This is a genomic window from Humibacter ginsengiterrae, from assembly GCF_054780115.1.
Genome location: NZ_BAAGWY010000001.1, coordinates 483,007 through 496,871 on the forward strand (window position 1 = coordinate 483,007; position 13,865 = coordinate 496,871).

Annotated in this window: 15 protein-coding genes; 6 read left to right on the forward strand and 9 right to left on the reverse strand. The window is 65.1% G+C overall.

Annotation, left to right across the window (positions count from 1 at the left end):
* Positions 1-124: 124 nt before the first annotated feature.
* The 3 genes from ACYVII_RS02280 to ACYVII_RS02290 all read left to right on the forward strand — a co-directional run bounded on the left by ACYVII_RS02280 (position 125) and on the right by ACYVII_RS02290 (position 4,740).
* The gene (locus ACYVII_RS02280; RefSeq protein WP_460530304.1) at positions 125-1,135 is read left to right on the forward strand and encodes a LacI family DNA-binding transcriptional regulator; all 1,011 of its coding nucleotides are present in this window, start codon (positions 125-127) and stop codon (positions 1,133-1,135) included.
* A 290-nt stretch (positions 1,136-1,425) separates the two neighbouring features.
* Positions 1,426-3,360 (forward strand): glycoside hydrolase family 76 protein, encoded by a 1,935-nt coding sequence (locus tag ACYVII_RS02285; protein ID WP_460530307.1) that lies wholly within the window; start codon positions 1,426-1,428, stop codon positions 3,358-3,360.
* A 117-nt stretch (positions 3,361-3,477) separates the two neighbouring features.
* Complete coding sequence (locus tag ACYVII_RS02290; protein WP_460530310.1) at positions 3,478-4,740, forward strand: glycoside hydrolase family 76 protein; 1,263 nt, start codon at positions 3,478-3,480, stop codon at positions 4,738-4,740.
* An 8-nt stretch (positions 4,741-4,748) separates the two neighbouring features.
* Here the strand turns inward: ACYVII_RS02290 and ACYVII_RS02295 are convergent, their stop codons facing one another.
* Positions 4,749-5,309, reverse strand: coding sequence for a TetR/AcrR family transcriptional regulator (locus ACYVII_RS02295; RefSeq protein ID WP_460530313.1), 561 nt, complete (start codon positions 5,307-5,309; stop codon positions 4,749-4,751).
* 75 nt (positions 5,310-5,384) lie between these two features.
* Between ACYVII_RS02295 and ACYVII_RS02300 the strand changes: the two genes are divergently transcribed.
* Positions 5,385-6,296, forward strand: coding sequence for an SDR family oxidoreductase (locus ACYVII_RS02300; protein WP_460530316.1), 912 nt, complete (start codon positions 5,385-5,387; stop codon positions 6,294-6,296).
* A gap of 30 nt (positions 6,297-6,326) precedes the next feature.
* On the opposite strand, the gene ACYVII_RS02305 is transcribed toward ACYVII_RS02300, so the two are convergent.
* Genes ACYVII_RS02305 through ACYVII_RS02315 form a run of 3 tightly spaced genes read right to left on the reverse strand, consistent with a single transcriptional unit; the run spans position 6,327 to position 7,926 of the window.
* Positions 6,327-6,596 carry a DUF6510 family protein gene (locus ACYVII_RS02305; RefSeq protein ID WP_460530319.1) on the reverse strand — a complete coding sequence of 90 codons (270 nt, stop codon included), beginning with the start codon at positions 6,594-6,596 and terminating at the stop codon, positions 6,327-6,329.
* A complete protein-coding gene (locus ACYVII_RS02310; protein WP_460530322.1) occupies positions 6,593-7,336 on the reverse strand; it encodes a ferredoxin reductase in 744 nt (247 codons plus the stop codon). Before ACYVII_RS02310 ends, ACYVII_RS02305 begins: the two co-directional genes overlap by 4 nt.
* A complete protein-coding gene (locus tag ACYVII_RS02315; protein WP_460530325.1) occupies positions 7,333-7,926 on the reverse strand; it encodes a molybdopterin-binding protein in 594 nt (197 codons plus the stop codon). The genes ACYVII_RS02310 and ACYVII_RS02315 overlap by 4 nt, the downstream gene beginning before the upstream one ends.
* 198 nt (positions 7,927-8,124) lie before the next feature.
* Between ACYVII_RS02315 and ACYVII_RS02320 the strand changes: the two genes are divergently transcribed.
* Together ACYVII_RS02320 and ACYVII_RS02325 are read left to right on the forward strand one after the other, a co-directional pair.
* Positions 8,125-8,412 carry a hypothetical protein gene (locus ACYVII_RS02320; RefSeq protein ID WP_460530328.1) on the forward strand — a complete coding sequence of 96 codons (288 nt, stop codon included), beginning with the start codon at positions 8,125-8,127 and terminating at the stop codon, positions 8,410-8,412.
* A gap of 64 nt (positions 8,413-8,476) precedes the next feature.
* On the forward strand, positions 8,477-9,088 hold the full coding sequence (locus ACYVII_RS02325) for a TMEM175 family protein (RefSeq protein ID WP_460530330.1): 612 nt from the start codon (positions 8,477-8,479) through the stop codon (positions 9,086-9,088).
* Positions 9,089-9,132: 44 nt separating this feature from the next.
* On the opposite strand, the gene ACYVII_RS02330 is transcribed toward ACYVII_RS02325, so the two are convergent.
* The 5 genes from ACYVII_RS02330 to ACYVII_RS02350 all read right to left on the reverse strand — a co-directional run bounded on the left by ACYVII_RS02330 (position 9,133) and on the right by ACYVII_RS02350 (position 13,632).
* A complete protein-coding gene (locus ACYVII_RS02330; RefSeq protein ID WP_460530333.1) occupies positions 9,133-9,519 on the reverse strand; it encodes a MarR family winged helix-turn-helix transcriptional regulator in 387 nt (128 codons plus the stop codon).
* Between the two features lie 124 nt (positions 9,520-9,643).
* Entirely contained in the window at positions 9,644-10,501 is an 858-nt protein-coding gene (locus ACYVII_RS02335; RefSeq protein WP_460530336.1) for an MBL fold metallo-hydrolase, read from the reverse strand.
* Positions 10,502-10,565: 64 nt separating this feature from the next.
* On the reverse strand, positions 10,566-11,465 hold the full coding sequence (locus tag ACYVII_RS02340; RefSeq protein WP_460530338.1) for a carbohydrate ABC transporter permease: 900 nt from the start codon (positions 11,463-11,465) through the stop codon (positions 10,566-10,568).
* On the reverse strand, positions 11,462-12,487 hold the full coding sequence (locus ACYVII_RS02345; protein WP_460530341.1) for a carbohydrate ABC transporter permease: 1,026 nt from the start codon (positions 12,485-12,487) through the stop codon (positions 11,462-11,464). Before ACYVII_RS02345 ends, ACYVII_RS02340 begins: the two co-directional genes overlap by 4 nt.
* The gene (locus ACYVII_RS02350) at positions 12,484-13,632 is read right to left on the reverse strand and encodes an ABC transporter substrate-binding protein (protein WP_460530344.1); all 1,149 of its coding nucleotides are present in this window, start codon (positions 13,630-13,632) and stop codon (positions 12,484-12,486) included. Before ACYVII_RS02350 ends, ACYVII_RS02345 begins: the two co-directional genes overlap by 4 nt.
* Positions 13,633-13,865: the final 233 nt, after the last annotated feature.

A 13,865-nucleotide genomic window follows, 5' to 3' on the forward strand; every position in this document is an offset into this window, starting at 1 on the left:
ACCGACGATGCCGCACGAAAGGGGGGCGTCGCCACACTCGGCGACGGGCGGACTGCCATGCACGGACGGATAGGCTGAAGCGGACTTTCGCGGCATTCAGGGCAGGATCTCCGGGAGGACGGCAATGGACGGTTCGAGGCCGACCATGCGCGACGTCGCCGCCAGAGCCGGTGTCGGAGTGGGTACCGTCTCGCGGGTGGTGAACGGCGGGGTCAACGTGAGCCCCGCCACCAAGCAGCGCGTGGAAGACGCGATCGCTTCGATCGGCTTCAATCGCAACGAGGCGGCGAGGATGCTCCGCCCCGGGCAGGCGTCGGCAACGATCGGCCTCATCGTCGACGATCTGCGCAATCCGTTCAGTTCCGAGCTCGCCAGTGGAGCGGCCGAGGTCGTGAAGGCGTACGATCACGTCCTCCTGATCGGGGCCACACAGCTCGACCCGGACGCCGAACGCGATCTCGTGAGCGAGTTCGTCCGCCGGCGCGTCGACGGAATGCTCGTCGTCACCAGCGGCACGGCCACCGGTCCCGGCGATCCGATCGCGATCGCAGGTGGCACGCCCATCGTGTACCTCGACCGAACGCCAAGACAGACGCCGTTCGACAGCGTGGTGCTCGACAACTCCTCGGGCACGCGGCAGGCGCTCACCAGTTTGATCGAGGCCGGTCATCGGCGTATCGCCTACATGGGCGGGGCTCCGACAGCGGCGACGGGTGGGGCACGACTGCGCGCCTATCGCAGGGTTCTGCGGGAGCACGGGATTCCGGTGGAAGACGCACTCGTGTCCATGCACAACTACTCGGCGGAGGCCGCGCGCACCACGACCATGCGGATGCTGCGCTCGGACACACCGCCCACGGCCTTCTTCAGCGACAACAACCGGATGACCCTCGGCGCCATCCAGGCATTCACGACTCTCGACACGGCGGCAGCCCTGGCCGGATTCGATGACCTGGAGCTCGCCGACCTGCTCCCGTTCGAGATCGATCTCGTGGTGTACTCGCCGGAGGAGATGGGACGGCGAGGGGCCGTCCGGCTTTTCGAGCGCATCGCGGGCGACGACTCCGAGCGGACGAGCATCCGGGTACCAACGCGCCTCGAGCGGCGGGGACGACGCTTCCACGACAACGACTGAGCGGTTGCGGCGCGTCCGCTGCCCGTATTCCGGATGCTCACCCTCCGCCCCTGCCGTGGCCGACGAGTGCATGCCCATCGCTTTCACACTCGTCTGACTCAGCGCGCGCCCAAGCCTCACGAAACCCTTGACAGGGTTCGGATGCCCAGTCGATACTCTGCTTGGGAACGTTTCCAAACCTGCCGATCCACGCGACGATCGATGCCGATGTTCAGGATCGAAGGCAGTCCCGCCCGGGTGTTCCCGCACGAAGGCAGAGCTGCCGCGCGCAGCAAGAGGGGAACCACGACATGTCCCGATCGCCCGCATCGCGAATCATCGGCGCCGCACTGGCTGTCATCTCCATCGTGTTGGCAGGCGCGCTCTCGGCCAACGCGGCGAATGCTGCTTCCGTCGCACACACCGGTCTTCCCCCACAAGCCGGTGCACCGACGGCCATCGCGAAGGCGAGAGTCGCCGCCGAGGTACTGATGCAGTCGTATGACCAGTCCAAGGCATGGTTCCCGTCGAGCTGGTGGAACTCCGCAGTTGCCCTGCAGACCATCGGCGACTACATGCAACGCACCGGCGACCGACGCTTCGTCCCCGAGCTCGACAACACGTTCGAGAAGGACAAGGGCGTGTTCCCGGGCGGTGTACTCTCCGGCGACCCGCTGCTCGGGAACTTCACCAGCCAGGCCATCGACGACTCGGAATGGTGGGGACTGACATGGGTGCAGGCGTACGACGTGACCGGCGACCAGAAGTACCTCGATATGGCCGAGACCATCGCCACGTACGCGTCCGGGTTCTGGGACACGAGCACCTGCGGCGGCGGCGTGTGGTGGAACGCCTCGAAGACGTACAAGAATTCGGTCACTAGCGGACTGTTCATCCGGCTCACCGCCGAACTGCACAACAGGATCCCTCACGACACGCAGTGGCTGAACCGCGCCGAAACCGCGTGGAACTGGTTCACCGGCAGCGGCCTGATCGACTCATCCGGCCTGGTCAACGACGGACTCACCTCTGACTGCCAGAACAACGGGCAGACGGTGTGGAGCTACAACCAGGGCCTGGCCATCGGCGGCGGCCTCGAGCTCTACCGCGCTACCCATGATTCGGGAATCATGACGACGGTGCGTCGGCTCGCCGATGCCGCGATCTCGTCCCCCCAGCTGGTCACCGACGGCGTCCTCACCGAGTCCTGCGATGCCGCTGACGCGACGTGCGACGACAACGCCAAGCAGTTCAAGGGCATCTTCATGCGCTACATGATGGATCTCGCCGACACGACGCACGATCCCCGATACACCGGCTTCGTCTCCCAGCAGGCCGCCTCGGTGTGGAACCAGGACCGCAACGCTGGTGACCAGTTCGGCACCCGGTGGACGGGCGAGACCAACTCGAGCCATCCGAACATCTTCGACTGGCGCACCCAGGCCAGCGCGCTGAGTGCACTGATCGCCGACATCCCACCTCAGGGCTCCAAGGCGTCCCTGTCCGCCAGATTGTCTCCGGCCCAGACGGTCGTCATCCCGGCGAAGAGCGGCGCAACCTCGATTTCGACCGACCTCAGCGTCGAGGCGACCTCGAACGCCTCCCCTGCCGGAGAAGGGTCCCAGCAGATCGGGGCTGAGGTGACCGTCTCGGCGCCGGCCGGATGGACCGCGACACCGGCAACCACCCGGGTCGTACTGGGCGCAGCAGGCGCAGCCGACCCGGCATCGGCCACGGTTCCGCTCTCGGTGGGAGTGCCGTCAACGGCGGCCGACGGCGACTACACGGTGACGGTCAAGGTGGTCTCCCCTCACCTGAGCTTCACGGCGACGGCGGACATCCTCGTCGCGCGCACGATCGACTTCGACACGGGTACCGTCGCCGAATCCCCGTGGCTGTGGGATGGCGGGCACTCGCAAAGCAATGGGGTGCAGAACCGCTTCGCCGACGGCTCGAACTACTTCATCTACCGGTTCCCGTTCCCCACCGACACCGTCTCCGCCCAGGTCACGCTGACGATCGCCCAGGAGTACCTGGTGCAGATCAGCTCGAACGGCACGGACTGGACCACGGTGCTCACCCAAGATCAGCAGATCCACGACACGTCGAACCAGGCGGCCAGGTCGATCGACGTGACGCCGTACCTCGGCCAGGCCAAGACCGTGTACGTGCGAGTCGGCGACTCCTTTCCAAGCGATGGCTGGGGCGGCCTCGTCTCGCACGTCTCCGCCACCTACAGCGAATAGCGCCTCGAGCGAACAGCACGGCATCCAAGCAGCCCGCCGACCGCGAGAGGCTCACGAACCGCAGCATTCACCGTTTCACGGACCCGTCAGCGGCGTCCCCAATTGAGGAGGAAACACATGTCAGATGACAGTTCGAACACGACGGGAAGCGCTCGACCTGGTCCTGCTCTGAGCCGGCGGACGCTGCTCTCCGCGGGCGCTGGATTGGCCGGTGCGGCCGCCATACTCGGCACCGCTGCACCCGCGATGGCCTCCACAGAACCGGATGCGCAGCAGGCTGCCGCCAACGGCCGACCGGGCGGCGCTCGTACCGCATTGCAGCGCGCTGACGCGACCTGGCAGGCGTTCGCCACCTACCTTCTGGCGCCGGACGGCACAGACCTGGCGATGCCGAACTACCCCAGGCAGCCCGGCGACAACCCTTATGCCTACGAATGGCCCCACTCCCAAGTGCACGTCGGCGCACTGGACCTCGCGGGCGCACAGCCGGGGCACGCCTCGTGGGCGCGACTGAACGCCATGTCGACAGGGCAGGAGCACTATTGGGAGCCGACGAGCACGACGGGTCTGCCCGGATACGCCTCGTACGTGCCCGCACCGCTCGGAGGAGGCGGCGATCTGTTCTACGACGACAACGAATGGGTCGGCCTCGAGAAAGTACAGCTCCATCTCATGACCGGGGACCGGGACGCCCTGCAGCGAGCCGAGCAGATCTTCGCGCTCGTCCGGTCGGGCTGGGACACCGACGCTTCGCATCCGTCCCCTGGTGGCGTCTTCTGGACTCAGGCGTCGTACGGCGATTCACGCAACACGTGCTCGAACGCACCGGCCGCGCTCATCGCAGCCCGGTTGTACGAGATCACACGGAACAGCGACTACCTCGCCTGGGCGCAGCGGATTTACGACTGGACGTACAACACCCTCTTCGACAGCACGGATTCGATGTACTCCGACAACATCTCCAACGCCGGCACTGTCACGACCATGAAGTGGACGTACAACCAAGGAATGCCGATTGCGGCGGGCGTAGCCCTATACCGCCTCACCAACGATCCCTCCTATCTGCGCAAATCGGCGCAGGTCGCCGAGGCGTCGTACGACTACTACATCACGCAGGGGCAGATCGCGAACCAGCCGCTCTATTTCAACTCGATCTACTTCAAGAGCCTGCTCTACCTCGAGTCCGTGACGGGCGAACGGAAGTACTACCAGGCCATGGCCGACTACGGCGACCACATCTGGACGGCCTACCGCGACGCCGCAACCGGACTGTTCGCGAAGGACACGCCAGGCGTGGCGCAGGCGATCGAGCAGGGCGCCGCCGTGCAGATCTACTCCGCGCTCGCCTGGGATCCGCGGCGATGGGAACTGCTCTACTGAAGCCCTGCCTAGGCGGCAGCTTCGCGAAGCTCGTCGAGCACGCGCACCGCGAGCTTCGCGAGGTCGGATTCGTCCTCGGCCTCGATCCAGCGTGCGAAGGCCTGGTGGAACGCGACGGTGCCGAGCTCGGCGGTGAGTTGCGCCGTGGGTCCGGGGACGCCCCGTTCGCTCAGCGCTTCGGCGATGGCATCCGTGAGATGCAGCCGCTTGACCTGCTCGCGCTCTTGCAGCGCCGTGTTCGACGCGATGACGGCGCCGCGCTGTCGCGCGTATGCGTGCTTGCCGGCGAATGACTCACCCGCTGCTGCGAGCGCGGCCGCGACGGCATCCAAGGGCCGCGTGTTCGCCGGCGCGTTCGCGATGGCAGCCGTGAAGATGCCGTTGTAGCTTTGCGGGTCGCCGAAAAGCACCTCGCGCTTGTCGACGAACTGGCGATAGAAGGTTCGCTCGGTGAGGCCGGCGCGGGCCGCGATGTCGGCGACGGTGGTCGCCTCGTACCCGCGCTCGACGAACAGCTCGAGCGCGGCGAGTGCGAGGCGATCGCGCGCGCCCGGCTGCCAACGTCCCATATCGATGATTCTAGGTGATGACAGATTCTGCCGTCAGTGTTATCGTGATGTCAGATTCTGACATGGAGGTTTCGGATGCGAGTATTCATCACGGGAGCAAGCGGCCACATCGGTTCCCTGGTCACTGCTGAGCTCATCGAGAACGGTCACGAAGTGCTCGGTCTGGCTCGATCGGATGCGAGTGCACAGCGCATCGCTGAACTCGGCGGCGAGCCCGTCATCGGTACCATCGACGACACCGATCGCCTCGCCGAGGTCGCCGCTGCATCCGACGGCGTCGTGAACCTCGCGTTCAAGCACGACGCAGGCGATTTCGGGGCGGCAGCGGCCAGCGACCGCGCCTTGATAGAGGCGATCGGCAGCGCTCTTGAGGGCAGCGGCAAGCCGTTCCTCGCAGCGTCGGGCACGATGATGCTCGCCGGCTCGACCGCGCCGGGCGACGTGGGCACGGAGGGAACTCCGATCGACATGGCACGCGCTCAGAACCCGCGCGCGATCAGCGAGCAGCAGCTGCTCGCACTCTCCGATCGCGGCATCCGCTCTGCTGCGCTGCGCTTCGCGCCCACGGTGCACGGACCCAGCGATCTGCACGGTTTCATCCCGGCCCTCATCCGATTCGCGCGCCAGAACGGTTACGCCGCCTACGTCGGCGACGGCGAGAACCGCTGGCCGGCGGTCCACAACATCGACGCCGCGCACCTCATCGTGCTCGGTCTCGAAAGGGCGCCCGGTGGCATGCCTCTCCATGCAGTGGCCGACGAAGGCATCCCATTCCGCAGGATCGCAGAGGCGATCGGCCGCGGTGCCGGGGTGCCTGTCAGAAGCATCACCCCCGAGGAAGCGGCCGGAACAATGGGCCTCATCGGCACCGTTGCAGCGATCGACAACCCCACCTCGAGTACCGAGACGCGCGAGGTCCTTGGCTGGGCTCCGACCCACCCCGGCCTGCTCGAAGACCTTGCCGCGAGCTTCTACTTCAACCGCTGAGCACGAGTGCGGAGTCGGCGGAGCGACCCCCTATCCGTCGTTGGCGACGGGCATGGTGAGCGCGGTCACACCGGTCATCGTGAGCCGTACGTCGCCGTCGGCATCGATGATCGTCAGCAGCACCTCGTCGCATCGGCGGCAACGCGCCACGAATCGTCCGCCGCCCGCGTAGACGACGCACTGCGCGAGCACGGCCACATCGCCGCAGTGGGCACAACGGCCCCGAGCGGCGCTCGTGTCGCCGGTCATCACCATCGACAGCGGACCGGCAAGGACGTTGCCGTCGAGCTTCTGCATCATGCGCCTCCGAACCTTTCGGCGCGAACGTCGTCAACGTCGTGCCCGAGTCCCTTGAGCCAGTCCAGCACCTGTTCGACGAACGGCGTCGAACCGCAGACGTAGACCAGAGGGTTCATCTCCGGCGGTACGACCAGTTCGGCGAGAATCGCACGTGTGAGCCGGCCCGCAGGTCGTTCCGCCTCGGCCGGGGCGCGGCGTGAGAACACGTAGTCGACCCGAACTCTGCCGGTACCGGTGTCAGTCTGCTCGCGCGCCAGCTCGTCACGGAAGAAGACGTCGTCGGGAGTTCTTACGGCGTAGAGAAGGCGGAACGTGGATGCGTCCGACGCCGCCCGGTGTGCCCGGACCATCGAGGCCAACGGCACGATCCCCGAACCTCCTGCGATGAGCTGTACCGGTCGGCCGGACTGTTCGCCCGGTCTCCAAACGAACCAGCCGCCGAGAGGACCGCGTACCTCGAACTGGTCGCCCACCATGAGCTCGTCCACGAGAAAAGGCGAAACCTCCCCGGATGGAACGCGGTCCACCGCGAGCTCGATCGAGGAAGCGTCGCCCGACGAGGCGAGCGAATACGACCGGCTGGCCTGATACCCGTTCTCAGCTGTCAGGCGAATGTCCACATGCTGGCCGGCGGCGTTGCCCGGCCAGCCGGGCACGTCGAGCACGATGCGCCTCGCAGTCGGTGTCTCCGGCTTCATCGACGACACCGTGGCCACGTACCAGGCGGCATGCAGGTTCACGAATAGCGCTCCTCGGTCCAAGGGTCGCCGTGCAGGTGGTAACCGCGTTCCTCCCAGAACCCGGGCTCGTCTCGCGCCATCATCTCGAGCCCGGTCACCCACTTGGCGCTCTTCCAGAAGTACAGATGGGGGACGACGAGTCGAGCGGGGCCCCCGTGCTCCGGCTCGAGAGGTGCGCCGTCCGCCTCGAACGCGATCCACGCCCTGCCGTAGAGCAGTTCAGCGAGGGGAACGTTCGTGGTGTATCCGCCGTGGCTGTGCACCATCACGTAGTCGTAGGACGTCTCCACCTGGGCGAATACGCGGTCGAGCGGTACACCGCGCCACGACATCCCGAGCCGCGACCAGTGCGTGACGCAGTGGATGTCGACGGTGAACTCCTCCATGCCGAGCGCCCGGAACGTGTCCCAGTTCCATCTCGCCGCCTCGCCGTTCTCCGTGGTGACAGTGAACTCCCAAACCGATGGGTCGACCTCCGGCGTGGCCCCGGCGGTCAGTACCGGCCAGTCCTCCACCGGCGTCTGCCCAGGTGGAAGCCGGCTGTCGCGCGCTCCCCTGCTACCGCCGAATCCCCTCGTGATCAGAGCCATCCGGTCTACCGCCTTTCCTCCGGCGGGCGCCGGCGCATTCAGTATCGCCGCGCCGCCGCCATGAGTAAACAGGTTCGACCGACGGACACGGGACGGGCCCGCTCGAGGGGTGGAATCTGCGGCATCGTGATTAGAGTCGGAAAGTGCTCGACGCCGTCCCGCCGCGCCGAGCGACCGAGGCCGGACAGGACGAGAGCGATGACGAAGAGCGTGAACTGGGATCCCGTGACGCAAGAGCATGTCCGCCGCGCGCTCGAGGAGTACGACCGCCTCGGCGCTCATGAGTTCTTCGCCGTGCACGGCTTCGCCCCCACGACGACCTACGACCTCGTGTACGAAGGCCGGGTCTACCCTCCGAAGGCCGTGTTGGGCACCGCTTACGAGTTCGCAACCGGCGAGCGCCTCGCCTCGGCGGACTTCGAGGGCGGCAGGTCGGGAGCGGTCAGGATTCTGCGCAACCTCGGCTTCGATGTCCGGACCCGATAGCAGGGCCGGCCGGCGTTGCGGCGTGCTCACTGGTTCCCGGTGACGCCGGACCCGGAGGAGGCTCATGAAGAGGATGCTGCCGAGCACGCCTGCCCGTCTCGCCGCCTATACGGACGCCGTCTTCGCCGTGATCATCACGATCATGGCGCTGGAACTGCGCCCTCCGGTCTCGCCGACGTGGTCGGGCCTGCTCCAGCTGTGGCCCACCGTCGTGAGCTACATCGTCAGCTACGCCTTCATCGCCATCATCTGGATGAACCACCACTACCTGATGTCGTTCATCACCACCCCGTCGCTAAAACTCATCTGGCTCAACTTCGGCCATCTCTTCTGCGTGTCGTTTCTGCCGTTCGCGACGGCTTGGCTCGCACGCACCGAGCTCGCTCAAATTCCCGTCATCTTTTACGCCGTATTGTTCGTCGTCACCGACGGCATGTACAACCTGTTCGAGTCCGAGATCCTCAGGCACTCGGGAGAGTTCTCGCCGGCGGAGATCCGTTCGGCGCGGCGACGCTCGCTGTTCGCGTTCGCACTCTTCGTGGCCGCCTCCGGACTCGCCGTCGTCGACAATTGGCTCGGCTTCGGCTTCATCTGCCTCGCGCTGGCACTGCATCTGCGACCGGACGCACCACCCTTAGTCCGTCGGGGCAAGAGCAAGGATCCGCCTGCCGAGTGACGCCTATTTGCTTCACGGCAGCTGTGGACCGCGCGATTTCCCGCTCACAGGCATGTTCCCGGGTCGTCAGCGTCGCCGATGAGGTCGAAAAGCATGCGGCGCAACCGAGCGACATCGGCGTCGCTGAACGAGCCGAGTGCTTGCCGTTCGGCACGCTCGGCATCCATCGCTATGGCGCCGCGACGAACTTCGCCTTCGGCGGTGAGCGTCAGTACGCGGGCACGGCGGTCGCGCGTATCGACGTTGCGCTCGACCAGGCCGGTTTGTTCCAGACGGTCGAGTTCGCTGGTCAGCGTCGTCTTGTCCATCCCGAGCGCTCGCCCGAGTTCGATCTGCGTCAAACCGGGTGACTTGTGCAGGGAGCTGAGGACGATGTGGTCACGCAGGGAAAGGCCATGGCGCTGTGCGGCTTCGCCGGTGGCGACGCGCATCCGCTGCGCAGCACGATGCAGCAACCAGGTCATCTCCGAATCGGGACCCGGCCCCAAGGCAGGACGAGTCGGGGCTCCGGGCTCGGCGCGGTCGTCGGGGCTGGTCCCACTCATGAGCACGGTCTCACACCGCCAACGGATCGGACACGGCGAGGGTCGGGATCGACTCGTAGGCGCGCACATCGTGCGCCGGGACTATCCGCGCGACGTCGCGGAGGGCGATGCTGCGGTCCAGGGCCGTCCGCACGTGCGCCGCGTCGACGTCCGCCACGCGGCGCAGCAGCCATGGCCGCTGCGCACGCCGTTGAATCCCATCGAGCTGCCAGGTGAGATCGCCGATGAACCCATAGCGCTGACCGGTGGGCAAGGCGACGAACACGACTACCGACCCGGGCGTGTGCCCGCCGCTCAGGGCGACGACCACCGATCCGTCGCCGTAGACATCGTGGCTGGCCGGGAACCCGAGGTAGTCCGGACCCTCCAACGCGTACTCATGCATCTCGAGCTCGGCGCTGACGGCCCGGAACACCGCACCGTGCGAGTCGCTCGCACCGTACTCGCGCTCCGCAGGCGTGATCCACACCGGAACCTGGAGCGAGTCGAGACCGCTGACATGATCCCAGTGCACATGGGTGACGACCACGCCGAGCAACCGCGACAGGTCATAGCCGGCGTCGTCGAGTTGTGCACGAGCTGTGCGGAAGCGCGTTAGCGGCGACCGCTCCATCCGAGCGAGCATGCGAATGTGCTGTTCGACGTGTGCGCCGAAGCCGGCGTCGATCAGCAAGTCGCCCTTCGGATGGCGCACCAAGATGGCCGTTGCTGCGAACTCCCGCCGGTCGCGGAACGAACCACCCGTCACCGCGAAGGCAGCGCGGGTACGGTACGTGCCGGTTGGCAACTGATACAGCGCCATGTCGGCGGGCGGATCAGCCGGAGGCAGTTCCCCGGTCCACGGCACCGGAGCAGGAATCGACGTCATCCCGACATAGTATGAGCTCAGATCATCCGATACAAGAACGTTTGTATCGGATGATCCCTGCGCTTCAGCCCTTTACTGCGCCGGCAGCGATGTTGGCGATGAAGTGACGGGACCCGATAATGAAGATCGCAATGAGGGGCAGCACGCTGATCAGTGCTCCCGCCATCACCCAGCCGTAATTGGTCGAGTACAGCGAATTCAACGCGGCGAGTGCGGTTTGAAGGGTTTGCGTTCCAGGATTCACCAACACCACCAACGGCCACACGTAGTCGTTCCATGCACCGATGAAGGTGAAGATGCCAAGGAAGGCAATGCCGCCACGGACCATGGGCAGGCCGATGCTCCAATAGGTCCGGAAGAATCCTGCGCCATCCACTCGTGCCGATTCGACAAGCTCGTTCGGCAATGACGACTCGAAGAACTGCCGCAGCAGGAAGATGCCGAAGGCGTTGGCCGCACCGGGGATGATCAACGCCTGAAGTCCGCCCACCCAGCCGAGTTTGCTCATCAGTACGAAGCTCGGCACGAGGGACAGGCTGCCCGGAATGAGGAATGTGGTGAGGAGGATGCCGAAGAGCACCTTCTTGCCGGGGAACTCGAACTTCGCGAACGTGAAGGCGGCCAAGGAGTCGAAGAACATCACAAGGAGGGCGCAGGAGCCCGAGACGATGAAGGAGTTCAGCATGGCCTGGAAGAGGTCGACGCTGCCGAGCACCCCTTTGATGTTCGACCAGAGCTGGTTGCTCGGCAGTAGGTCCGGCGGGTAACCGAAGATCTGCGCCGTGCTCTGGGTCGACATCGCGAACAGCCAATAGAACGGGAACAGCGAGAGAAGGACGCCAACCCAGATGCAGGCGTGCGTGACGACGCGCCAGACAAGCCGCTTCTTACGCGCCGCCCGGCCCTCGAACTCGCCGGGCCTGCGCACGACATCGACGTCTAGTGACGATGCAGCAGCGGTCACCGGACCACCTCCTTCTTCGCGTTGGAGCGTTTTCCGAAACGGGCGAACATGCCGGGCGTCACCACTCCGAACTCGTTCTCCTTGCGGCCGCTGACCAGCCGCCAGTTCACGATGGCGAAAACGAGTACGAGCACGAACAGCGCCCAGGCGATGGCCGAGCCGTAACCGAAATCGAAATGCGTGAACGCTTGGTTGTACTGGTAGAGCACGATCGTCATTCCAGCGTTGTTGGTCCCCCCGCTGTTTCCGAGCAGTACCTGCGGCTCCGTGAAGAGCGAAAGGCCGCCGATCGTAGAGGTGATGACCGTGAAGAGGATGACCGGACGCAAGAGCGGTACCGTGATGCGCGAGAAGATGCGCCAGGTACTCGCACCGTCGACGCGGGCCGAGTCGTAGAGCTCGGTGGATATGGCCTGCAGCCCCGCCAGATAGATGATCGCGTTGTAGCCGGTGTAGCGCCAGATCACCATGATCGCGATGGTGACCTTGATACCCCATGGGTTGGACAACCACTGCACCCCGGCGCTCGTCCCGCCGATCCACTGGAGAAACGAGTTCGCGAGACCGAACTGGTCGGAGAAGACCGAACCGAACACGATCGCCATCGCGACCATGGACGTGACGTTCGGAACGAAGAATGCCACCCGATAAAAGGATTTCATCCGCATGTTCTGATGCAGCAGGAAAGCGATCACGAGCGCCAGAAACAGCATCGGTACGGTCGAAAGGAACCAGATGATGAACGTGTTGCCAACGGACTGCCAGAAAATGGGGTCCGAAACGAGGTAGAGGTACTGTCGCAGTCCGACGAACTTCATCGCGCCCATGCCATCCCAGTCGGTGAACGAGATCACGATGGAGAAGACGATCGGGAAGGCTCCGAACACCAGGAACAGGATGTAGAACGGAGCGATCGCCACGTATTGCGGCCAGAAGCGGCGCCTCAGCGCCTTCCTCGGCGCCGCGGTGGGAGTGTTGCGTGGCTTCGCGCGAAGCGGGACACCCGTGGTCTGTGCGGTCATAGGTTCACCCCGTGCTTCTGAAGGACTCGGTTCGTCTGGGTCACCGCGTCGTCCCACGCGCGGTCAGGATCCTTTCCCCCTGCCTCGACGTTGGTGATCTCCGTGGTGAAGAAGTTCGCGATCTGCTCGTATGGCGAGACGAAGGCTGTCGGCACGGTTGCCGCCTGCTTCTTGAAGAAGTCGAGCGAGTTCTGCGAGCCGAAGAACCCGCGGCTGGCGTCTTTCATAATGCCGCTGGTCAGCGCGTCGGGCGTCGAAGGGAATAGCTGCACCTCGTTGTATGTCTGCGCCTGGTGGGCGGCAGTCTGGGACCAGGCGATGAACTTGTATGCGGCCTCCGGGTCTTTGCACGTGGTCGGTATGGCGAGGAACGACCCGCCGCTGTTCCCGGCCCTGACCGGCTGGGATGCCAAACGCCACTTGCCCTTCGTTGCCGGCGCCGTGCTGAGCAGGATCTGTGCCCACCAGACAGCCTCGATGTGGCCCGCCGTCTTGCCGCTGATCCACGCCGCATTCTGATCCGTGGCCAGTTGTTGATTACCGAGAATGCCCGCCTTGATGGCCCTGACCGTGATGTTCCACGCGTCTCGCACCGCGGAGGTCGCATTCATGTACAGCGGCTTGCCCGTGCGGCTGAAGTAACGCTCCGGAGACGCATTGATGATCTGGCTGAAAAGTTGAACCGAATCCATCAGCATGTGACTGCCCGCATTCGCCTTGAGCTTGCGCCCGAACTCGATCCAGTCGTCCCAGGTGCGAATTGACGCTGACACCGCTTCTGGCTCGGAAGGCAGACCCGCTTTGGCGAAGATGTCGTAGCGGTAGTAGAAACCGGTCGGACCGCTGTCGATCGGAAAGAAGCACATGCGCCCATTGGGCGTGATGCCGTAGTCCCACTTCCAGGGAAAGTAGCGATGCTTCAGGTCCTGCGCGCCGAACTGGTTCAAGTCGACGAACATCGACTGGTCGGGGAAGTACAGCGAGACGTTCGAGTTGATTGCGGTGATATCAGGGACGTACGCGCGACCGGCGAGGCTCGTCCGCAGCTTCGTGTCCCAGTTCGTGTTCGGTGGCTGCTGCGAGACGAGGAACTTGCTCGTGCCGGGGATGCCGCGTGCCGCCTGCTTGAGTACGCCCGGGCCCATTGACCGGTTCCAATACCACAGCACAAGCTCTTTGGGATCGGTCGAGACCGACGTCTGAGATGCGCATCCTGTCAATCCGCCGGCGACAGCGAGAAGACTCGCTCCCATTGTGCCGGCCAACAACGATCTCCGTGAAAGTGCGGTCATGCGCCCCTCGCTTCTCGACTCTGAGTTCCTAGGGAAGGGCCGGCGGAAACCGAGCCCAGAATGACTGCGCATGCTCTGATTCCCCT